We start from the raw sequence: 19,567 nt of genomic DNA on the forward strand, positions 1-19,567 counted from the left end.
CGCCAAGTCGTTCAGCCAAGTCAGTTTTACCAGCTTTTGCAAGCGCTTAAGTTCCATCCTTTGAGGAGAATGGGCACTTCCAAAAACCCGCAGTTCCGAGAAGCTTTACACCAAAGCGCGTCTTAAAGCCAACCCGGCGCAAGATGGCAAGCCCGCAAAGGGTACCTGCACGTCAGATCTCAACCTCGGCGGCGCACCGGAGGTTCCATGGAGCTGCTCAAATCGACGGCAGCCGCGGCTCCGCAATAGACCGGAGAGACCAGCTCCGTCCAGGCTTTTTCCCGCGATGCAGAATCGGTTGCGGTCGCGATGGCGAGCGCTGCTGCGGGCTGAGCCATGCGTTCGCGTAAGGGGATCGGCCCGCACACGATCATGAAGAAGTCATAGGCATGCGGCCTTTCGTTGGCCATCACGAACTGGAAGTGAACGCGAAAGAACTGCCAGCGAAACGTGCTGTAACGATCGGGCCGGATGATCTCGCGGAAGCGCACCGGCACGATCGTGGGATTGCGTCTGGTGTCGCCGACCTCGACGCCGTGCGCGGTGATCGGATCGAACTGGAAGAAATTCATCACGTCCTTGCGCGCCTGGCAGTCGATCCAGTCGACTGAAGGCTCGATCGCCAGCCGGCGCAAATGATTGCGGAAATCGGCGGCCGCCCGATGAAAGCCGATGATGGGAAAATTGCCGCCGAGCGTCAGCAGCAGCAGTCGCGGACCGTGACGGCCGAGCGCGGGATCGAGCTTCAAGGCGCGCGCCAGGATTTCCGCGGCGAGGAACGAGCCCGAGCTGTGGCCGACGATGACGATCTCATCGGCTTCGCTGCGAGCTGCGACCTCGGTCAGGTAGCGTGCGAACCGGTCGATGCGCGCGTCCCATTCGGGACGTTGGCGGTGGGCGAACTGCCAGGTCCAGATCGTGTCGCACAGTAAATAAAGGACGTAAGTCTGGTTTTCGAATGTCCGCAGCGCAGCCCAGAGCAGGGCTGCGAACGTCACGGCGCCTGCGAGCCGGCCCAGAAGAACGGGGGCGCCGATCGCGTCGAGGCCGCTGCTGACGCCGAAGCCGATCGCAGCACAGGCGGTCGCCTCCAGCAGCAGGATGATGTGCGGCCACGTGATGAAGGTGGCAAAGCGCCAGTTGGCTTTCCAGAACCGCGCGATGGTGCCGTGCGCCACGAGCCGCAGATAGATCCAAACCGCCTGCAGCACGATCCGCCAGATCGGTGCGGCCAGATCGCTCTGAATGAAATCCTCGAAACGGAGGAAGTCGTAGTTTGTTCGGGTGGTCCAGCCGGGGCCGCTGATGTCGCCGGTGCTGGTCTCGATCGACCACGACGTGATCTCGTCATCCGTGCGGCTGTGAGGACGGCTGATCGTGGTTGCGAGCTGGTACAGTCGGCCGAACTTGCGCAGCTCGGTGCGGAACATGCGATAGTATTGCGCAAGGCCCCGCGGATCGTAGCCCTGCACGTAGATCACATGACGGGTCTGCACGCGCACGAGGGTGTTGGGCCTCCGAAAAAATCTTCGAGAAACAGCGTTAATGGATCGAGCCGGCGTGACCGCGAAAGCCGGTTGTAACGGTCAGGAGTTCTCCTGATCCGGGGCTATAGCAGCCCGGCAGGAGCGCCAAGGACCTCTTTGCCCCAATTTCGGCCGATATGCACGATTGGGAGGCGGCACACCCCGCGGTCAATCCGCGCAGGCGGGCTCGAAAATTTTTTTCGAGCCGGTGGTCCGGAGAGCAGGAGCGCCGTCTGAACCCTGAGGCGGAATGCGAGCGCCGGGCTCCAGGGGCTCCGGCAGCTTCCGCTACTGTACGTCGAGCGGCACGGTTCCGGTCGCGCGGCCGCTGGCGTCGGTGGTGATCTTCTCGACCCGGGCCTCGGCCTGCCGCAGCAGCTCCTCGCAGCGCCGCTTCAGCGCCTCGCCGCGCTCATAGATCGCCACCGATTCCTCGAGCGGCACCTTGCCGTCCTCGAGCCGCTTCACGATCGATTCCAGCTCCTCGATCGCGCGCTCGAACGACAGCTTCTTGACGTCGGTTACGGTGTTGTCCGCCATACGGGTTCCCTGCAGATCACTCAACTCCGGGGCCGTGCTTTTACACGTCGGTCGTGCCCCTGTCAGGCCCTGCCGGGGTGAACCGGTCGGAAACTGGGGATTACGCCCCGGTCAGCGCCGCGACGTGGGTCGAGACGGATTCCTTAAGGCCTTGAAGATCATAGCCGCCTTCCAAGACGGAGACGACGCGGCCGCCGGCGGTCTTCTCGGCGAGTTCCATCAGCTTGCGGGTGACCCATCCGAAGTCCTCCGCCCGGAGGTTCAGCGACGCCAGAGGGTCGCGATAATGGGCGTCGAAACCGGCCGAGATGATCACCAGCTCCGGGCTGAACTTGGTCAGCTGCGGCAGGATCAGGTTCTCGAAGGCGGAGCGAAACTCCAGGCTGCCGTCCTCGGAAGCCAACGGCGCGTTGACGATGGTGTCGTGCTCACCGCGCTCGCCACGGGCTCCCGTGCCCGGGAACAGCGGCATCTGGTGGGTCGAGCAGTACATCACGCTCTTGTCTGCCCAGAAGATGTCCTGGGTGCCGTTGCCGTGGTGGACGTCGAAATCGATGATGGCGGCACGCTCGATGCCGAAGGTGCGCTGGGCGTAGCGGGCGGCGATGGCGACGTTGTCGAAGAAGCAGAAGCCCATCGGCTTGGCGATCTCGGCGTGGTGGCCGGGCGGGCGCACCGCGACGAAGGCGTTCTTGTGCCGCCCCGACATCACGGATTCGGTGGCGGCGACCGCGCCGCCGACGCCGCGCATGACCGCTTCCCAGGTGCCGGGCGACATCGAGGTGTCGCCGTCGAGATAGATGATGCCGGATGTCGGCGCCATCTGGCGCAGCTCGGTGACGTAATGCTCGTTGTGGCACAGCAAGGCGAGCTCGATGTCGGCCTCCGGCGCCTCGTCGCGGTCGAGCAGGGCGAAGCGCTCCTCGGTCAGGGCCTCCTCGACGGCGCGCAGGCGGTCGGCCCGCTCCGGGTGGCCGGACGGCGTGGCATGATCGAGGCAGGCTTCATGAGAGAGATACAGCGTCGACATCAGGGCTCTGCCACTCGCGCGTTGCGGGAGCGCCCAATCTATGCGCTGAACACGGGCTCGAAAAGAGCCCTGACGGGGATATGGCCGGGTTTCCCGCCGCGCCGGCTGAGCGTCACTGGGCCTTGTTGACGATGCGGTCGCGCGGTGGCGGCGCCAGCGGGCTGTTGGCCTTGAGATAGGCGAACAGCGCCTCGTCGTCATAGGAGCCGACGATCGGATCGCGGCCGCTCTTGAACGCGGTGAAGCCGTCGCCGCCGAGCGCGAGATAGTTGTTGAGGGTGACGCGATAGGACGCGGCGGGATCGATGATCTTGCCGTTCAGCGTCATGGTTGCCGCATCGATGCGTGCCCCGGCCGGCTGCTTGGCGTCGAACGCATAGCTGAAGCCGCGGGAGATCTGCAGGATGCGCGGCCGCGCCGGATCCAGCCATTGCTGCTCCAGCGCGGCCTTGATCTCGGCGCCCGTCAACGTGACCGTCATCAGCTGGTTGCGGAACGGCTGGCTGGCGAACACGTCGGCAAAGGTCACCGCGCCGTCGTCGCGCCGCACCAGATCGGTGCGGATGCCGCCGGGATTCGTCAACGCAATGACTGCGCCGCCCTTGGCTGCGGCCGATGTGGCCGCGAGCTGGGCATCGGCGATGACGTTGCCGAGCACACTCTCGCCGGATGCGTTCGGCAGGCGGGACAGCACCTGCGTGATCGCGCCCGCAGGACGGTCGGCGATCGGCGCAGCGAGCTTTTCGTAAGCTTCGATCAGCGCCGTCTGCGCCGGATCCTGCGGCAGCGTGGTGTCGACGACGATGTTGGTCGCGACGGCTTGGGTCACATCGCGCGTCGTGCGGTCGAGCTTGACGTCGATGGCCGTCACCAGCGTGCCGAACTTGTCGCCCGACGTGACGAGCCGCTTGTCGATCGTGCAGACATAGGCCTGATGGGTGTGGCCGGAGATGACGATGTCGACGGCGCTGTCGAGGTCCTTGACGATGTCGACGATCGGACCGGACAAGCCCGGGCATTCGTTCATGCCGCCGGACGGCCAGCCGCCTTCGTGGATCAGCACGACGATCGCCTGCACGCCCTTGGCCTTGAGCTCCGGGATCAGCGCGTTGATGCTCTCGGCCTCGTTGCGGAAATCGAGGCCGGCCGCGCTCGCCGGCGAAATGATGCCGGACGTCGCCTTCAAGGTCAGACCGATGAAGGCGACGGGGATGTCCTCGAAGGTGCGGATCTCGTAGGCCGGAAACACCGTCTTGTCGGTGCCCGCAAGAAACGTCGACGCGGCGAGATAGTGAAACTTGGCTCCGGTGAACGGCTTCGGTCCGCGGCAGCCGTCGGTCGGATGACAGCCGCCATTCTGCATCCGCAGCAGCTCGTCCTTGCCCTCGTCGAACTCGTGATTGCCGACGGCGGAGAGAGCCAAGCCCATCTGCGACATCGACTCGATGGTCGGCTCGTCGTGGAACATCGCCGACAGGAACGGGCTGGCGCCGATGAGGTCGCCGGCGGCGACGAAGATGGTGTTCGGCTGGCCGTCCGACAGCAGCTTGACCAGGCTCGCCATCTGCGCTGCGCCGCCGGCCGGCACCACGCTGCTCTTGGTCGGATCGGCGGGATCGGCGACGCGGATGCCGGAGGCGGGCGGCTTCAGATTGCCATGAAAGTCGTTGATGGCGAGGATGCGCAGCGACACCGGCTCGTCCTCGGCGGAGGCAGGCAGAGCGGCCAGGCTGCCGGCAGCGGCGCTGGCCAGCAGGGCGGCGAAGGCGAGACGGTGGAGCAGGCTCATGACGGGTCACGTGTGATGCGGGCGGCGCGGCGCGATTGCCTCGACGCGGTCGCAATGACATAAAAAGGTTTCATAACAACAATACATCGGGAGTCCGGAATGAAAAGAATGATGCTGCTGTCCGCCGCGCTGTCGCTCGTGGCCGGCTCCGCTGCAGCGCAATCACTGCCGGATTTCATGAAGCAGATGATCGCCGCGTGGAATAAGCCGACCGAGCCGTTCAAGGTGATCGACAACATCTACTATGTCGGCACCAACGGGCTCGCCTCCTACCTGATCACGACGCCGCAGGGGCACATCCTGATCGACACCGTGATGCCGGAATCGACCGCGCAGATCGAGTCCAGCATCGGCAAGCTTGGCTTCAAGGTGGCCGACATCAAATACATCATCAACACCCACGCCCATATCGACCACACCGGCGGGCTGGCACAGATCAAGCAGGAGACCGGCGCGCAGATGGTGGCGGGCGCCAAGGACGTGCCGCTGCTGGAAGGCGGCTTCTATCCGGGCCGCGAGGATGAGAAGCATCTCAACTTTCCGCCGGTCAAGGTCGACCGCGCGGTGCGCGAGGGCGATACGGTCGTGCTCGGCGGCGTCACCCTGACCGCGCATGAGACGCCGGGCCATTCGCCGGGCTGCACCAGCTGGACGACCGACGTGAAGGACGGCGATGCAACGCGCAGCCTGATCTTCTTCTGCAGCGCCACCGTGGCGCTGAACCAGCTGGTGGGACGGCCGACCTATCCGGGGATCGTCGACGACTACAAGAAGACCTATGCCTGGGCGAAAACCGTGCATCCCGACATCATGCTCGCGCCGCATCCGGAGATGTATGGCATGGCCGACAAGCGCGCAAAGATCGCGGCGGGCGAGCCTAGTCCGTTCGTCAAGCCGGGCGAGTTCAATGCCTATCTCGACAGGCTGGAGACGCAGTTCAACGAGGGCCTCGCCAAGCAGACGGCCGCGCTGCAGTCCGGCAAGTAGCCGTCACCGGGCGGACAGCCGGTTCAGCGCGAAGCCGGAGACGTCGACGCGCGGCGGGGCGCCCATCGCCATCGCCGCGAGCGCCTCGCCGACCGCCGGCGAATGCTTGAAGCCGTGGCCGGAGCAGGCCGAGGCGTAGATGACATTGTCATCGGCCGGATCGCGGTCGATGATGAAGCGTCCGCCGGGCGCATTGGTGTAGAGGCAGACCTCGCTGCGCAGGCATGCGGGCCCGAGATCCGGCACGAACGGCCGGACATAGGTCTCGTAGGTCGCGACGATTTCATCCGGCGTGACCTCGCGCGACACGCGATCCGGATCGGTCTCGCCGGTCATCACCTCGTTGGCGATCTTCACGCCTTTGCCGGGCGAGCCGAGCCAGGGAAAGCCGTAGATGTCGGACGCGGCGCGCTCGCGGCCGCTGACGTCCCAGATGAAGACCGGCGCATCGGGGCCGAAGCGCTCCGGGTTGGACAGGATCTCGAACCAGTACAGCACCTGACGCGTCACGTTCACCCGCCGCTGCAGCGGCGCGATCAGCTCGGTGATCCACGGCCCGGTGGTGACGATCAGCGTCGTCGCCGAGGCGCTGGCGCCGTCATCCATGGTCACTGTGAGCGCGCTGCCGACGCGGCGGAACGCGGTCACGCGCCGGCCCGTGAGCAGCTCGGCGCCATGGCGCGCGGCGACGGCGAGCTCGGTGCGCACGCAGTCCTCGACCAGGAGATAGCCGCCCTCGCGATCGAGAAAGGCGCGGTCGCTCGCCGCAGTGGCGAACGCCGGATAGTCCGCGCGCAGCCGCTCCGGCGACAGCGTTTCGCCGTCGACGCCATGCAGCCGCGCCGCCGTCTCGATGTTGGCGAAGAACTGCGCGCTCGTGACACCGTGCACCTCACCGCCATGCTGGCTCGGGATGAACAGGCAGCCGCATTGTTCGAACAGGCGCGCGCCGGTCTCGCGTTCGAGCTCGCGCCAGATGTCGTGCGAGCGCTGCGCCAGCGGCGTGTAGTCGACGCCTTCGCCGATCGCCGCGCGGGTGATGCGGGTCTCGCCATGGGTCGAGCCGAACCGGTGCGGCGGCTGGAAGCGGTCGATGCCGAGCACGCGCTGTCCGGCCTTGGCCAGATGCAGCAGCGCGGCGCTGCCGACCGCGCCGCAGCCGATCACGATGACATCAAACTGCGCCATGCGGATGCGAAGACCCCAGCGTCACTTTTTCTTCTTGCGCGACAGGAATGCCTTGAAGGCGCCGATCGCCTCGTCCGAGGTCATGCGCTCGGCGAACAGATAGGCCTCCTGGTCGATGCGGCGGGTCAGCTCGTCCGGCGGGGTGCGGATCAGCTTGCGCCCGATCGCAACCGCCTCCGCCGGCAGCCGGCAGATGTCGCGCGCCACCTTGTGCGCCTCGACCTCGGTATGCCCCGGCGCCACCACCGTGTTGACGAAGCCGGCGATCTGCGCCTCCGCCGCCGTCATGGTGCGCCCCATCACCAGCATCGCGAATGCGCGCTGGTAGCCCATGGTCTGCGGCATCAGCAGGCTCGAGGCGCCCTCCGGCACCAGGCCGAGATGGATGAAGGGCGTCGAGAACGTCGCCGTGGTCGAGGCCAGCACATAGTCGCAGTGGAACAGCATCGTCGTGCCGATGCCGATCGCGACGCCGTCGACCGCGGCGATGATCGGCTTGACGTTGTGCGCCAGCGAATACAGGAACTTGGTCGCCGCCGAGGTGCGCACGGCGTCGCTGCCGGCGCTGCCGGCGCTGCCGGCGTGCAGAAAGTCTTCCAGATCATTGCCGGCCGTGAACACGCCGGAGCCGCCGGTGATGATGATGCAGCGCACCAGCGGATTGTTCTGCGCGGTGTCGATCGCATCGCTCATGCCGAGATACATCGCCTGCGTGATCGCGTTCTTCTTCTCCGGACGCCGCAGCTTGATCGTCCGCGTCTCGCCTTCGTCGGTGACGATCAGATGGTCGGTCATGGGCCCCTCATGCGTCTGTCCCGGCGGCCGCGATGCCGCCGGTGATCATCGAGTCGATGCTGTCGCCCGAGCCTACATCATCCGCCGACCGCGCCAAAGGCTGAAGCGGCGCGGGCGGCAAGGTGGCGTGTGGCTGGCAATGGCCGCACGTCGTGGTTTATGATTGGTTTGCGACCGCAACGCGGCTAAATGTGTGCGCAGGTCGAGCTGCGGTCCCCCTGGAAGGCTGATCCCATGACACGAGCGGTTTCCGTGCTGCTGTCGCTGCTGCTGTGCAGCGCCTTCACCGGCGCTGCGCGGGCCGGCGCCATCGATCGCGCGCTGCTGTCGCTGTTCTGTGCGCCCAAGGCGATTGCCGGCGCGACCTGCAAGGACGCGAAATCCTATCCCAACTTCAGGGGTGACCGCTGCGACGTCAAGCTCAGCGAGAAGCGCCAGCAGGGCCGCTTCGTGGATCCCGGCAAGCCGCTGCTGATCGTGAGCTATGGCAGCGAGTGCGAGCCGCACGCGACCGACTGGGGCGGCTCGGTGCTGTTCGAGCAGACCGGTCGCGGCTATGTCTTCCGTGGCTATCAGCCCGGCATGCAGGTGGACGAATGCATGATCGCCGGTCAGGCGGGCGGGCTCGACGTGCTGGTCTGCCTGACCGGGCATATGGGGCAGGGCTTTCTGGAGACCGCGGTGGCGCGGGTCGGCTTCAAGGGCCGCGCGCGCATCGAGATGTCCTACGACTTTCTGCTCACGGCTTCGGATTCCACCGGCGCCTACACGTCCAACGTCGTCACCTGCTCGGAGCAGTTCAAATATTTCGGACTGTCGAAGCTCGCCGCCGGCCCGCGCCCCGGCACCGTCGTCGCGCAGGCGGATTATGCCGACCGCGATACGATCACCAAGGCCTGTGCCAAGGGCTTTCCGATTCCGAAGGATGCTCAGGACTATGAGATCGCGCCGGGCGAGGCCTTCGTTCCCAACCCCTACGTCAAGAGCGGCAGCGTCCTCATCGACATCTTCCGCCGAACCGTGACGTTGCGCTGAGCGCTGCGCTCAGCGCGCCCCGTCCGTGCGCGGTGGCGCGGCGGGCGTGCGCGGCGCGCCCGTCGGCGCCTGCCGCACCACCTCGCGCCGCAGCGCCTGCTCGAGCACCGCGAGCCGCGTCGCCATGCGCGTCAGCTCGTCATGCATCGAGGTCTGGACGCCCTGCACGGCGTGCTGCACCTCGCGCAGCGCGTCGCGCTGCGTCTCCGCCTTGAGCACCCTGAACTCGGCTTCCATCGTGGTGAGGCGCTGATTCAACGCCCGGATCGCCTCGGCGATCTCCTTCTGGCCGTCCTGCAGCGCGCGCACGTGATCGACCAGCCGCAGATGATCGGTCAGCTCCTCGACCGTCTTGCCGATGTTGCTGCGGCCCCACATGCTACTTCACCGACCGCAGCAGCGTCCGGATCGTCGCCAGATGGTCTTCGGGCGAACCGAGCCGGGACGAGATGGCGCTCATCAGGTCCTTGCGCAGCTCCGACAGCTCGTCCTCGGGCACAATCCGCTCGGCCGGCTCGTCATGCGGCATCCGCCGCGGCTCGACCTCGAGAGGGCGGGGCTCGAGTTGGCGCGGCTCGACGTCGAAATAGGGCGGCCGTTCGTAGACCGGGATGTGCGGCGCCTGGCGCGATGAGGTGACGCGCGCCAGACCGGGAAACCGCGGTGGCGGCGTCCGCGCGGGGTGTTCGATCTGATCGATCAGCGCAGCCAGCGCGACGTCCATGTTGCTGTCGTCGGGTTCGTCGTCGACAAAATGGTAGGACGGCCTCCGCACTGTCGCCCCATTTGCGGGCGAGGATGACGTGAGTGACGATGCGTGGTCGCGGAGTCGCTCGATGACCCGGCGGACTCGCTCGCCGAGACCTGGCTTCTCCCTGGCCGGTGTTCGCATCAACATGTCACTCTCCAGCGGAACAGCTTAGGCGAGCAGGGAAAACCTTAGCAAGAGGCAGTTGTTGAGCTGCCAACAGGATGTCGTGCCGGTCACATGGATTCCGGCCGGTTCCTTGCGAGATCGTCTCGCCGCCTTCCCCTCTCAGTGCGACTCACCGTGCATAAGACAAGGATCGTAGACGCAGAGCCGCGCCTGTTCCTCGGCAGACGGTAAGGAACAACCATGGAAGCGGGCCGTTCCGACATTGCCTTCCCCAGGAATATCGAGGTCCCCATGTATCACCACGTCAAGAAGCTGATGTTCACCGTTCGTGTCGACGAGCCCGATCCGCGTTTCGGCAACATGCTGCTGGAGCAGTTCGGCGGCGCCAATGGCGAGCTTGCTGCCGCCATGCAGTACTCCATCCAGGGCCTCAATTGCGAGGACCCCGATCGCAAGGATCTGTTGATGGACATCGGCACCGAGGAGCTGAGCCATCTCGAGGTGGTCGGCACGCTCGCCCGCATGCATCTCAAGCCCGCCAAGTTCGACCGCGAGGCCGCCGAGGCCGATCCGCTGATCGCGATCGCCGGCGGCGGCGGCGTCAACCTGTTCAACTCGCAGGGTAATCCGTGGACCGCCGATTATCTCAAGATCACTGGCGAGCTCGATGTCGACCTGCGCAGCAACATCGCGGCCGAAGCCCGCGCCAAGATCGTCTATGAGCGGCTGATCAACTTCACCGATGATGCCGGCACCAAGGACGCGCTGCAGTTCCTGATGACGCGCGAGATCACCCACATGAAGGCGTTCGCGCTGGCGCTGGAGAGCATGAACAAGCCGGCCTTCAGCATCGGCCGCATCGCGCCGACGCCTGGCCTGGTCGACCAGTTCTTCAACGATTCCACCGGCGCCGGCGACCATGGCGAGATCGACACCCGCGGCCCCTGGAACGAGGGCGGCGACTGGGTCTTCACCGAATCGCCGGCGATCCAGGCCGGCGAGAACGGCGCGTCCAGCGCGATCGTCACCGAGAGTTCACCGCCGGTCGATGAGGCCGGCCTCGGCGAGCTCCTGATCGAGGAACTGCGCGACATTCTCCATGCCGAGAAGCAGCTCACCAAGGCGCTGCCGAAGATGGCCGAGGCCGCACGCTTCGACCAGCTGCGCGAGTTGTTCGAGCAGCACCTGGTCGAGACCGAGGCGCAGATCGAGCGCATCAACGAATGCTTCGAGCTGCTCGGCAAGACACCGCGGGCAAAGCCCTGCAAGGGCATGATGGGCCTGGTCGAGGAAGGCCAGGAGATCATCGCGCAAGGCGAGGACAAGGAGGATGCCGCCGCCGATCTCGCGCTGATCGGCGCCGCGCAGCGCGTCGAGCACTACGAGATGTCCGGCTACACGACAGCTCGCAACCTCGCCTCGCAGCTCCGCCACAGCGCAGTGGTCGCGCTGCTCTCGAAGTCGCTGGCCGAGGAGGAGAACGCCGACCAGCTCCTCAACCAGGTCGCGCGCTCCTTGATGTCGGTCGCCAAGATGCCGGCGGCGATCGAGCAGGCGTGAGGGGGCGTAATCGTAGGGCGGATGAGCGCAGCGTCATCCGCCGTCGTCCCAACCAAGACGGCGGGTTACGACATCGGCTAACTGAATAACCGCCCTACGAGTCTGAACTCTCTCTCAATCGTCATTCCGGGGCATTCGCGCGCAAACGGCGCAGCCGTTTGAAGCAGCGCGAATGAGCCCGGAATCCATAACCACAGGCCTCGGTGCGAAGCGAGCACTCGCCACATCCCGCTCGCGCCTCATTACCATCGTGAGTAGGGATTCCGGGCTCGCCCTGCGGGCGCCCCGGAATGACGATGGAGGAGCGATGGCAACAGCGAAGCCAATATGGGCCGCCATCTCACTCCGTATAGCTGCGCCACCGCTCCGCGCGCCGGACATGCACCGGCGTCAGACAGCGTCGTGCACGGTTGATCTGCGCATCGGTCGCGCCGCGGCTGCGCGCATACATTTCGGCGACCTCGGCCGTGTACTTCTCGACGTAGTAGCGGACATCCGAGCACGACATCCGCGTCTCCGCACCCGGCTCGCCCGCCGCTTGTAGTTGCGATCCCATCGTCAGGAACAGCAGCCCCGCAGCCATCACGCCCCGCAACATCGACATCCTCCCCCTGATCGCGTTGCCTGCTAACAGCGGTGAATCGTGCTGGCGGCGCAAATTAACAATCGCCTGACCGCAAAGTCTGACGGGCAGTGTTGCTTGGCGGCGTCACCGCAGTGTCACGCGCGGCTATCGCACCGCAATGGTTCCGTGCGGGAACCATGAGCCAAGCGATTATGCATCCAGTTCGCGACGGCCTCAGACGGTCACGCTCTGGCTCGACGCGCCGGTGCTGCCGCTCGTGACGTTTCCGGAGGCGCCTTGCGCATTGTAGCTTGGCGCGCCTTTGCCGCTGCTGTCCGATGCGGCCGCCGTCCTGGTGACCTCGCTCGAACCGTCGGCGTAGGTGATGGTCGTCGTGGTGACGCCGTCGAGCGTGATCGACACCTCGCTGACCACGGTCTTGCTCGAGGACGAGCCGCCGCTGCCGGAGGAGCTTGCAGACGTGCTGTCCGCCGAGTTCGCGGAGGACGTCACGGAGGTGGATTGAGCAGCCGTGGTGGTCTGGGAGGCGGCCGTGGTAACGGAGCTGATCGACATGGATGTCTCGCATCTCGGGAACGGGCTCGCGCGGATGCGCGACCCGTTTCTTCAACGCAGACGTCCTTCGGAGCTGGCGCGACGAGTTGTGTCCGGATATGTCCTGGCAGCGCTGCTGCTCTGAAGCCGAGCTGGGGCCGGGGAAAGAAGCGTGCGCCTGCGCCGGCCGTTTATCGCTCGCCGATCATGACTTGCCGAGAATCTTCTCCGCCGCGGTCACGATGCTGACCGAGGGATGCTCGGCGCAATAGGTGCCGAACTTCTTGGCGTTGGCGACGAACTCCTCGGTGTCGAACAGCGCTTCGTCCTGGTCGCCCTTATACCAGCCGTCCAGCCAGATCAGCACCATCTTGATGGTGTCGTCGCCGCTTTCGACGAACTGCTTGCAGCTCATGGTCGAGAGGTCGAGAACGACGGCCGACGCCGGAGCCGGCGACAGCATGAAGGCAGCGGCAACCAGCGGGGCAATGAGCGATTTCATGGATCGTCTCCAAACGGGTGATGAAAAACAATGAACTATGCAGGGCGTTACCAATTCCTTCGCAGACCGACGTGAATCAGACGGCCGCATGCGGAGGAGGAGTGCGGCCAGCACTGGCTGGAGCGCGTCGTGAAGTCAAGGGATGGAGGCCGGCGTGCGACGATCCGACGTGCCCGTCGGGCAAATCACGGTTATCCGAAGCCGGCATGTCAAGGTGTTCTGAAAAACATAAATTGCTTGGCCGCACCCCCAAATCAGCTTTATGGTCCGCGCATCCCGTTGCACGGTAGGGGACGGTTCGCGGTCGTCACGGACGTTGGTAGCGGGATGCGGTGGACGCGGGCGGTCGCAGTGCTTCTTGCATGGACGAACGGCTTCTCGCGGACGGTGAAGGCGCGTGGTCCTGATACTCCGACGCTAGTATCAACCCGGCGCTGATGCCTGACGGTGTCGCGCTGGACATGGTGGCCAGAAAGCCGGCGCACCAGGGAGAGCGCGCTATAGCCCGTTAAAACCATCGCGCGGGGAAGGCCGGGTCTGTCCGGCTGGACCTGTGGTGACTGCCGCCTGCTTTTTTTCTGCAGGCGGGCCACGGGCCTCAGCCGAGGCCCGGCCTTCCTCGCGCCCTCCATTGGAGAGGGCGGGACTTGAAGAGCAGAGCTCGGGCGCGGAATGCGTCGCGAGAGCGCGGATGCTCATCTGATCGCGACGGGCTGCTTGGTGGTGTGGATCGTGATTTTGCCGTTTGCGTCGTTGCGAGCGCAGCGAAGCAATCCAGGGCGGAGCGAAGACTCTGGATTGCTCCGCTGCGCTCGCAATGACGGAATGTGGGGTAGGACGCGCGCCACAAACTCTTCCGTCGTCCCGGCCTTGAGCCGGGACCCATAACCCCAGGGAGGAGTGCGGGGCACGGTGGTGGACCGATCTTACCCAGCCACGATGGCCGGTGGCTATGGGTCCCGGCTCAAGGCCGGGACGACACCGAGTGTGGGGCGGGAGCCCTCACGCCACCAGCACCGCCTCGGCGCCGAGCACCGCGTCGGCGCCGTCGGTGACGGTCTTTTCCAGCGACGGCGCCTGCACCGCGAAGGTCTCGGCGAAGAAGCGGGCGAGCGCCACGTGACGGGCGCCGTCGGTCTCGTTCTCGCTGCGCGCGGCCAGCGCCTCGTTGGCCAGCATGCAGCCGCCGAGCGCGGAGCCGAACAGGCGCAGATATGGCGTGGCGCCGGCGAGCGCGTCGTTCGGCGCGGTACCGAGCTTTTCCAGGAGCCAGCGGCTGGAGCGATCGAGCGCGCCCAGCGCGTCGCGCAGCTTCGTGCCGGTGGTGCCGAACGCCGGATCGTTCGAGGCCTCGACGCGGCGGACGATGTCGGTGAGCTCGTCGAGCAGCTTGAACACCGAGGCGCCGCCATTGGCGCCGAGCTTGCGGGTGACGAGGTCGATCGCCTGGATGCCGTTGGTGCCCTCGTAGATCGCGGTGATGCGCGCGTCCCGATAATGCTGCGCAGCGCCGGTCTCCTCGATGAAGCCCATGCCGCCATGGATCTGCACGCCGAGATAGGCGACCTCGTTGCCGATGTCGGTGGAGAACGCCTTGGCGATCGGCGTCAGCAGCGCGCCGCGCGCGGCGGCCTCGCTGCGCACCGCAGGATCCTTGGCGCGCACGGACACGTCGAGCGCCACGGCCGTTGCGTAGCAGATCGAGCGCGCCGCGGCGGTGAGAACGCGCATCTGCATCAGCATGCGCTTGACGTCGGGATGGGCGATGATCGCGTCCGATCCGGTCGCCTTGCTGCCGACGGCGCGGCCCTGCTTGCGCTCCTGCGCGTAGGCGAGCGCCTGCTGATAGGCGCGATCGGCGACGCCGACGCCTTCCAGGCCGACGCCGAGCCGGGCCTGGTTCATCATCGTGAACATGCAGCGCATGCCGGCATTCTCTTCGCCGATCAGATAGCCGATGGCGCCGCCATTATCGCCCATCGTCATGGTGCAGGTCGGCGAGGCGTGCATGCCGAGCTTGTGCTCGACGCCGGTGGCGTAGATGTCGTTGCGGGCGCCGAGCGAGCCGTCGGCGTTGACGAGGAATTTCGGAATGAGAAACAGGGAAATGCCCTTGGTGCCGGCCGGCGCATCCGGCAGCCGCGCGAGCACGAAATGCACGATGTTGTCGGTCATGTCGTGCTCACCATAGGTGATGAAGATCTTGCTGCCGCTGATGCGGTAGCTGCCGTCACCGGCGCGCTCGGCGCGGGTGCGGAGCGCACCGACGTCGGAGCCGGCCTGCGGCTCGGTGAGCTGCATCGTGCCGGTCCATTCGCCGGAGATCAGCTTGCCGAGATAGATGTCCTTCAGCTCCTCGCTGCCATGGGCGTCGAGCGCCTCGATGGCCGACAAGGTCAGCAGCGGGCACAGGCCGAAGGCGACGTTCGACGCGCTCCAGATCTCGGTGCAGGCGGCGTTGATCGCAAGCGGCAGGCCCTGGCCGCCATGCGCCTCGGGGCCGGACACTGCGTTCCAGCCGGCCTCGGTCCAGCGCTTGTAGGCATCGGGCCAGCCCGGCGCGGTGGTGACTTGTCTGTCCGCGAGCTTGACGCCGTTCCTGTCGCCGATCTTGTTGAGCGGCGCGAGCACGTCGGTGGCGAATTTGCCGGCTTCCTCGAGCACGGCGGCGGTAATGTCGGGATCGAAATCGCCGTAATGGCCGGCCTCGACCGCCGCCTTCAGCCCGGCGCCATGGTTGAGGGCGAGCAGCATGTCGTTGAGCGGGGCGCGATAGGTCATGGCGTGTCCTCGGGGGCTTGGAAAGTCTGCCGGTTTGGCCGCCGTCATCCCATGAAACCGGCCGGGTCTCAACTTTTTCGCGCCGTTTCGCGGCACGCCGCCGCGGCGGCCCCGGCCGGGTGGGATAAGGGCTTGCCAGAATTGACGAATTGGTCGCGATGGCGGATCACTCGGCCGGCCTGCAAATTTCCTGCGGCGCGGCGGTTGAAATGGACCGGCGCGCTCTGTAGACCACGGTCGCCGATCCGGAATCGCCTGGCGCCCGCGCGCCCGAGCAGTCCGGCCGATCTGATGGGGCGTAGCCAAGCGGTAAGGCAGCGGATTTTGATTCCGCCATTCGGAGGTTCGATCCCTCCCGCCCCAGCCAGGTTTCTCCCGTCTCGTTACATGAGCCGCATGCGTTCGGGCGCATTTGGAAATCCGCCATCCCCCGCATCTGCAAATTTTGGATCGTCACGAGTGGTCGTCGCGCGTGTCGCTACGCGCGGCGGCCCGTCCGCGCCGGAACCGGGAGCGTGGACCGGGCGGATAGGCCCGTGCGAGCCGGTTGTGCTCGATCCGGTGCTGCATCATGTCTCTGCGGGTTTGACGCTCATCCTGGCTGAGGACGAGATCCGAGCGCGGCATGGTCGAGCACAGCAGAACAAAGCCGGCTTCGATGTCCTCGGGATACACGGTGAGCGCGCCGGAGCGATCGACGTCGCCCGCCAGAAGGCGCGCGGCGCAGGCGATGCACCAGCCCTGCTCGCAGATGTAGGGACTCTCGATGCCGGCATCGATCATGGCGTAGAGCAGATACTCGTCGGCCGTCGCGTCGAAGCTGAAAATGCCATCCGGCCGTGTGAGCCGGACGCGAAACCGCTTGGCGCCGCCTGCATCGGTCTTGGCCGGGAGCTCCGTCATCGTTCACCACCGGCTGTCGGGCAGCGCGATGTCGCCGATGCGGCCGGTCGCGTAGCAATGCGCCGCCGCGACGATGCGTATGGCAATCGCCAGCTCGCTCTCATCGCGCGGCGCGTAGATGATCAGGCTCTGCGGCGGCACGGCGCCCGCCATGTAGCGCGCGAAGGGATGCACCGTTCCCCAGCCCTTCGCCGCGATCTTCTGCGCCCATTCCGGCCGCAGGGTCAGATGCAGCGATGCGTCGGGGCGCACGATCAGCCAGACCGGGGCGAACACGAAAGCTTCCGGCTGGCCCATCGCGTGCGCGTCGTCGAGCGCGAAGGCGTGGCCCGCGGCATTCAGGGGCGCGGGGACCTCGTCGACGCCGGCCAGGGTACGCGCGGAGGAGCCAAGCTGCGCGGCGAAACTGGAAGGCGCGCCGTCGTCGAGCTGGTGGCATGGCCAGGTCGGCGCCAATCGCGGGCCGTCGCCGCGACGCGCCGCGAGGCGGCGCAGTCCAGGGGCCATCGCCCAGACCGGGGGAATCCGGCGCAACCTTGGCCTAGCCGAAACTGTCATAGTGAACCTGCGTGATCGGAACGTCGGCACTGCGCAGCAGCGACTTGACGGCGTTCACCATGACCGGCGGTCCGGCGACGTAGAACTCGGCCGCGGCCGGCTCGGCGATCGTCGATGTGATGGCGGCGGTGACGAAGCCGGACGCATGCGGCCAGCCCGCCGGCGCGATTTCAGCGACGGGCAGATAGCGCGCCTGCGGAATCCGAGCGACCGCCGCCGCCAGCATGTCGCCAGCGGCGAGATCGGCCGGCGTGCGTGCGCCGTAGAGGACATCCACGGGCGCTTCGAAATCGAGCCGCGCCGCGGCTGCCTCGCGCAGCATCGCGAGGATCGGCGCGACACCGGTGCCGCCGGCCACGAACACCTTGGGGCCCGGCTCGCGCCGCAGGGTGCAGGCGCCGAACGGCGCCTCGATGGTCAGGCGCGCGCCGGGCGCCAGTGCCGCGAGCGCGTTGCTGCCACGGCCGCCATCGTAGCGCTTGGCGATGAACTGCAGCAGCCTGCTGCCCGGCAGATTGCTCATCGAATAGCAGCGCCGCAGGCCGACGCCGAGATGCAGGATTGCATACTGGCCTGGCCGGAAGGCGATCGGCTCGGCCGTCTCGAAGCTGAACTGGCGAATTTCCGGCGCGAGATCCTCGACGGCGAGCAGGATCGCCTGTTGCTCGATGCATCGCGGCGCGGGCGCCGACCAGTCGCCCGGGCCGCGCGCAACGATGATATCCGAGATCGCGCGGGACTGGCAGGCGAGGATCCGGTTGCGCCGCGCGTCGCGCGGATTGACGGCCGGCGCGCCGGGAAACATCAACTCGACCTCGCCGTCGACGAGCGTCAGCTTGCACGCGCCGCAACTGCCCCAGCCGCATTCGTAAGCGAGCGAAACGCCCCCACGTCGCGCCGCCTGCAGGATGGAGTCATGATCGGCGGCGTCGATCGCGACACCGTCGGGCTCGATGCGGAGTTGCCGGGTCATGAATGCCATCCTTTCCGGCTTGGCGGTCGGCGCCACACGCCGACCGCGCCTGCCAACTACAAGCCGCACTCCGCGATCAGCCGCGCCTGGGCGGTCATGGTCCGTTCGAGGATCGCCCGCGCGTTGTCGGCGCCGGGCGCGGCAGACATGGCCTCGCTAAGGCCGCGCGCGGCGCGCTCGCCGAGCGGCATCCATTTGGCGACCCAGTCCCGCAGCAGAGCCGCATGCTCAGGCACCTTGCCGGTCGCGTAGCTTACCAGGGCCTTGGTGGTCTCGACCGCATAGGCTTCGTCGTAGCTGCGGAAGTCGTCGTGCAGCAGCGCCAGCAGGTCATCGTCATTCGCGCGCGCCAGCTCGGCGATCTCGCGATTGAAGATGTGATCGAAGATCGGCCGCAGCACCAGATTGCGGGAGACGAAGGCCTCGCCCCAATCATAGGCGATCAGCTGCTTCTCGATCAGCTCGCGCAGGCCTTGCCAGTGCGGCGCCTGCGTCCAGGTCGCCCGCGCCGTGTCGCTGTCGGCGAGCTCGGGTCGGCCGGTGTCGAGCGCGAGCGCCTTGGCGAGATAGGCCTGGCGCTGCACCCGGCGCATCTCGTTGCCCATCTGGAAGTAGAAGGTGTTGGTGACGAAGGCCGATGGCGCCATCTGCGCGACATAGGCTGCGCTCATCTGCATCGCATGTCCGGGGAAACGCACCGGCAGATAGGCCTGGCCGAGGAAGTCGAGCCACGGCGCCGGCAGCTTGCGGGAGCTGTCCTGGCGTTCGAACTCGTCGATCAGATTGTCGCAATAGACCTCGCGGTCCTTCTGATCGGTGACGTAGCGCCGGTAGGTGTAGGTGAGGGGATCGCGATAGCCCTCCCAATCATCGAGGTTGAGCTTCGAGCCCTCGCGGTTCCTGAGATAGAACTGGTTGACCGGCCAGTTTTCCGACAACTCGAACGGTGCTGGCGCGCGGCGGAAATGACTGTGGAATTTGTAGGTGACGGCCTCGTATTCCGACGGCAGCCGGCGTTCGGTCCACAAGCTCCAGGTCTTCTTCTGCTTGCGCGCAGCCGGCTTCGCGGTCATTGCGGTCATGACGTGTCCTCCCGAGATTTATGCTGTGTGGATGGTCCAGACCCACGCGTCGTCCATCGATTCCAGCCGGCCGCCGAACGACACCAGACTCGGCTCGATTTCGGCGAGCCGGAACGGCCGTCCCAGCGCCGCCTGCATGCTCTTCTGCGTCAGGCGGAAATTCCGGTCGGCCTGGATGCGGACGTAGCCGCCGCGGTCCTCGATGACGATCTCGACGTCCGGATTGTCCTGCTCGCTCGCCGCGATCACGGCGTCGATGATGTCCTCGTCGACGCCGCGGATGACGGGGCCGACCAGTTTCGGTGCTGCTGTCGTGGTCAT

Annotated in this window: 20 protein-coding genes and 1 tRNA gene; 4 read left to right on the plus strand and 17 right to left on the minus strand. The window is 66.3% G+C overall.

Going from position 1 to position 19,567, the window contains the following annotated elements; genetic code table 11:
- Nucleotides 1-179 precede the first annotated feature (179 nt).
- The 4 genes from QXZ94_RS01575 to QXZ94_RS01590 all read right to left on the minus strand — a co-directional run bounded on the left by QXZ94_RS01575 (nt 180) and on the right by QXZ94_RS01590 (nt 4,885).
- A complete protein-coding gene (locus QXZ94_RS01575; RefSeq protein WP_315718931.1) occupies nt 180-1,502 on the minus strand; it encodes a hypothetical protein in 1,323 nt (440 codons plus the stop codon).
- Between the two features lie 312 nt (nt 1,503-1,814).
- The gene (locus QXZ94_RS01580) at nt 1,815-2,066 is read right to left on the minus strand and encodes an exodeoxyribonuclease VII small subunit (RefSeq protein ID WP_315718932.1); all 252 of its coding nucleotides are present in this window, start codon (nt 2,064-2,066) and stop codon (nt 1,815-1,817) included.
- Between the two features lie 100 nt (nt 2,067-2,166).
- Complete coding sequence (locus tag QXZ94_RS01585; RefSeq protein ID WP_315718933.1) at nt 2,167-3,096, minus strand: histone deacetylase family protein; 930 nt, start codon at nt 3,094-3,096, stop codon at nt 2,167-2,169.
- 112 nt (nt 3,097-3,208) lie between these two features.
- Nucleotides 3,209-4,885: a bifunctional metallophosphatase/5'-nucleotidase gene (locus QXZ94_RS01590; protein ID WP_315718934.1), complete on the minus strand. Its 1,677-nt coding sequence runs from the start codon at nt 4,883-4,885 to the stop codon at nt 3,209-3,211.
- Nucleotides 4,886-4,984: 99 nt separating this feature from the next.
- On the opposite strand from QXZ94_RS01590, the gene bla reads away from it, so the two are divergent.
- A complete protein-coding gene (bla, locus tag QXZ94_RS01595; RefSeq protein ID WP_315718935.1) occupies nt 4,985-5,872 on the plus strand; it encodes a subclass B3 metallo-beta-lactamase in 888 nt (295 codons plus the stop codon).
- 3 nt (nt 5,873-5,875) lie between these two features.
- Here bla and solA read toward each other — a convergent pair whose 3' ends face one another.
- Nucleotides 5,876-7,060 carry an N-methyl-L-tryptophan oxidase gene (solA, locus tag QXZ94_RS01600; RefSeq protein WP_315718936.1) on the minus strand — a complete coding sequence of 395 codons (1,185 nt, stop codon included), beginning with the start codon at nt 7,058-7,060 and terminating at the stop codon, nt 5,876-5,878.
- Nucleotides 7,061-7,081: 21 nt separating this feature from the next.
- Nucleotides 7,082-7,855, minus strand: a complete 774-nt coding sequence (locus QXZ94_RS01605; protein WP_315718937.1) for a crotonase/enoyl-CoA hydratase family protein — start codon at nt 7,853-7,855, stop codon at nt 7,082-7,084.
- 234 nt (nt 7,856-8,089) lie between these two features.
- On the opposite strand from QXZ94_RS01605, the gene QXZ94_RS01610 reads away from it, so the two are divergent.
- On the plus strand, nt 8,090-8,890 hold the full coding sequence (locus QXZ94_RS01610) for a hypothetical protein (RefSeq protein WP_315718938.1): 801 nt from the start codon (nt 8,090-8,092) through the stop codon (nt 8,888-8,890).
- Nucleotides 8,891-8,899: 9 nt separating this feature from the next.
- Here QXZ94_RS01610 and QXZ94_RS01615 read toward each other — a convergent pair whose 3' ends face one another.
- Both QXZ94_RS01615 and QXZ94_RS01620 read right to left on the minus strand, forming a co-directional pair.
- Nucleotides 8,900-9,268, minus strand: coding sequence for a hypothetical protein (locus QXZ94_RS01615; protein WP_315718939.1), 369 nt, complete (start codon nt 9,266-9,268; stop codon nt 8,900-8,902).
- 1 nt (nt 9,269) lies between these two features.
- Entirely contained in the window at nt 9,270-9,614 is a 345-nt protein-coding gene (locus tag QXZ94_RS01620) for a hypothetical protein (RefSeq protein WP_246739128.1), read from the minus strand.
- Nucleotides 9,615-10,058: 444 nt separating this feature from the next.
- On the opposite strand from QXZ94_RS01620, the gene QXZ94_RS01625 reads away from it, so the two are divergent.
- Nucleotides 10,059-11,327: a DUF892 family protein gene (locus QXZ94_RS01625; RefSeq protein ID WP_315726025.1), complete on the plus strand. Its 1,269-nt coding sequence runs from the start codon at nt 10,059-10,061 to the stop codon at nt 11,325-11,327.
- A gap of 340 nt (nt 11,328-11,667) precedes the next feature.
- Here QXZ94_RS01625 and QXZ94_RS01630 read toward each other — a convergent pair whose 3' ends face one another.
- The 4 genes from QXZ94_RS01630 to QXZ94_RS01645 all read right to left on the minus strand — a co-directional run bounded on the left by QXZ94_RS01630 (nt 11,668) and on the right by QXZ94_RS01645 (nt 15,730).
- Complete coding sequence (locus tag QXZ94_RS01630) at nt 11,668-11,925, minus strand: hypothetical protein (RefSeq protein ID WP_315718940.1); 258 nt, start codon at nt 11,923-11,925, stop codon at nt 11,668-11,670.
- A 201-nt stretch (nt 11,926-12,126) separates the two neighbouring features.
- Nucleotides 12,127-12,468 carry a hypothetical protein gene (locus QXZ94_RS01635; RefSeq protein WP_315718941.1) on the minus strand — a complete coding sequence of 114 codons (342 nt, stop codon included), beginning with the start codon at nt 12,466-12,468 and terminating at the stop codon, nt 12,127-12,129.
- A 184-nt stretch (nt 12,469-12,652) separates the two neighbouring features.
- Nucleotides 12,653-12,949, minus strand: coding sequence for an HdeA/HdeB family chaperone (locus QXZ94_RS01640; RefSeq protein WP_315718942.1), 297 nt, complete (start codon nt 12,947-12,949; stop codon nt 12,653-12,655).
- A 1,002-nt stretch (nt 12,950-13,951) separates the two neighbouring features.
- A complete protein-coding gene (locus tag QXZ94_RS01645; RefSeq protein ID WP_315718943.1) occupies nt 13,952-15,730 on the minus strand; it encodes an acyl-CoA dehydrogenase in 1,779 nt (592 codons plus the stop codon).
- Between the two features lie 292 nt (nt 15,731-16,022).
- Here QXZ94_RS01645 and QXZ94_RS01650 point away from each other — a divergent pair.
- Nucleotides 16,023-16,097: transfer RNA gene (locus QXZ94_RS01650), tRNA-Gln, on the plus strand.
- A gap of 86 nt (nt 16,098-16,183) precedes the next feature.
- On the opposite strand, the gene QXZ94_RS01655 is transcribed toward QXZ94_RS01650, so the two are convergent.
- The 5 genes from QXZ94_RS01655 to QXZ94_RS01675 form a co-directional block, all read right to left on the minus strand.
- A complete protein-coding gene (locus tag QXZ94_RS01655; protein ID WP_315718944.1) occupies nt 16,184-16,633 on the minus strand; it encodes a 2Fe-2S iron-sulfur cluster binding domain-containing protein in 450 nt (149 codons plus the stop codon).
- Between the two features lie 3 nt (nt 16,634-16,636).
- Nucleotides 16,637-17,089: a luciferase family protein gene (locus QXZ94_RS01660; protein ID WP_315718945.1), complete on the minus strand. Its 453-nt coding sequence runs from the start codon at nt 17,087-17,089 to the stop codon at nt 16,637-16,639.
- 85 nt (nt 17,090-17,174) lie between these two features.
- On the minus strand, nt 17,175-18,164 hold the full coding sequence (locus tag QXZ94_RS01665) for a 2Fe-2S iron-sulfur cluster binding domain-containing protein (RefSeq protein WP_315718946.1): 990 nt from the start codon (nt 18,162-18,164) through the stop codon (nt 17,175-17,177).
- A gap of 56 nt (nt 18,165-18,220) precedes the next feature.
- Nucleotides 18,221-19,246, minus strand: coding sequence for a toluene hydroxylase (locus QXZ94_RS01670; protein WP_315718947.1), 1,026 nt, complete (start codon nt 19,244-19,246; stop codon nt 18,221-18,223).
- Between the two features lie 18 nt (nt 19,247-19,264).
- Nucleotides 19,265-19,567 carry an MmoB/DmpM family protein gene (locus QXZ94_RS01675; protein WP_172110643.1) on the minus strand — a complete coding sequence of 101 codons (303 nt, stop codon included), beginning with the start codon at nt 19,565-19,567 and terminating at the stop codon, nt 19,265-19,267.

The sequence above is a fragment of the Bradyrhizobium sp. SZCCHNS2022 genome (genome assembly GCF_032377575.1).
GTDB classification, from domain to species: Bacteria; Pseudomonadota; Alphaproteobacteria; order Rhizobiales; family Xanthobacteraceae; genus Bradyrhizobium; species Bradyrhizobium aeschynomenes.

What these genes read in the sequence shown, in the direction of transcription:
- QXZ94_RS01655 (WP_315718944.1), bottom strand. Translation starts at nt 16,633, where the DNA reads ATGACGGAGCTCCCGGCCAAGACCGATGCAGGCGGCGCCAAGCGGTTT.
- QXZ94_RS01665 (WP_315718946.1), bottom strand. Translation starts at nt 18,164, where the DNA reads ATGACCCGGCAACTCCGCATCGAGCCCGACGGTGTCGCGATCGACGCC.
- QXZ94_RS01640 (WP_315718942.1), bottom strand. Translation starts at nt 12,949, where the DNA reads ATGAAATCGCTCATTGCCCCGCTGGTTGCCGCTGCCTTCATGCTGTCG.
- QXZ94_RS01635 (WP_315718941.1), bottom strand. Translation starts at nt 12,468, where the DNA reads ATGTCGATCAGCTCCGTTACCACGGCCGCCTCCCAGACCACCACGGCT.
- QXZ94_RS01605 (WP_315718937.1), bottom strand. Translation starts at nt 7,855, where the DNA reads ATGACCGACCATCTGATCGTCACCGACGAAGGCGAGACGCGGACGATC.
- QXZ94_RS01630 (WP_315718940.1), bottom strand. Translation starts at nt 11,925, where the DNA reads ATGTTGCGGGGCGTGATGGCTGCGGGGCTGCTGTTCCTGACGATGGGA.
- QXZ94_RS01590 (WP_315718934.1), bottom strand. Translation starts at nt 4,885, where the DNA reads ATGAGCCTGCTCCACCGTCTCGCCTTCGCCGCCCTGCTGGCCAGCGCC.
- QXZ94_RS01585 (WP_315718933.1), bottom strand. Translation starts at nt 3,096, where the DNA reads ATGTCGACGCTGTATCTCTCTCATGAAGCCTGCCTCGATCATGCCACG.
- QXZ94_RS01670 (WP_315718947.1), bottom strand. Translation starts at nt 19,246, where the DNA reads ATGACCGCAATGACCGCGAAGCCGGCTGCGCGCAAGCAGAAGAAGACC.
- QXZ94_RS01580 (WP_315718932.1), bottom strand. Translation starts at nt 2,066, where the DNA reads ATGGCGGACAACACCGTAACCGACGTCAAGAAGCTGTCGTTCGAGCGC.
- bla (WP_315718935.1), top strand. Translation starts at nt 4,985, where the DNA reads ATGAAAAGAATGATGCTGCTGTCCGCCGCGCTGTCGCTCGTGGCCGGC.
- QXZ94_RS01620 (WP_246739128.1), bottom strand. Translation starts at nt 9,614, where the DNA reads ATGGACGTCGCGCTGGCTGCGCTGATCGATCAGATCGAACACCCCGCG.
- solA (WP_315718936.1), bottom strand. Translation starts at nt 7,060, where the DNA reads ATGGCGCAGTTTGATGTCATCGTGATCGGCTGCGGCGCGGTCGGCAGC.
- QXZ94_RS01610 (WP_315718938.1), top strand. Translation starts at nt 8,090, where the DNA reads ATGACACGAGCGGTTTCCGTGCTGCTGTCGCTGCTGCTGTGCAGCGCC.
- QXZ94_RS01675 (WP_172110643.1), bottom strand. Translation starts at nt 19,567, where the DNA reads ATGACCACGACAGCAGCACCGAAACTGGTCGGCCCCGTCATCCGCGGC.
- QXZ94_RS01645 (WP_315718943.1), bottom strand. Translation starts at nt 15,730, where the DNA reads ATGACCTATCGCGCCCCGCTCAACGACATGCTGCTCGCCCTCAACCAT.
- QXZ94_RS01615 (WP_315718939.1), bottom strand. Translation starts at nt 9,268, where the DNA reads ATGTGGGGCCGCAGCAACATCGGCAAGACGGTCGAGGAGCTGACCGAT.
- QXZ94_RS01625 (WP_315726025.1), top strand. Translation starts at nt 10,059, where the DNA reads ATGTATCACCACGTCAAGAAGCTGATGTTCACCGTTCGTGTCGACGAG.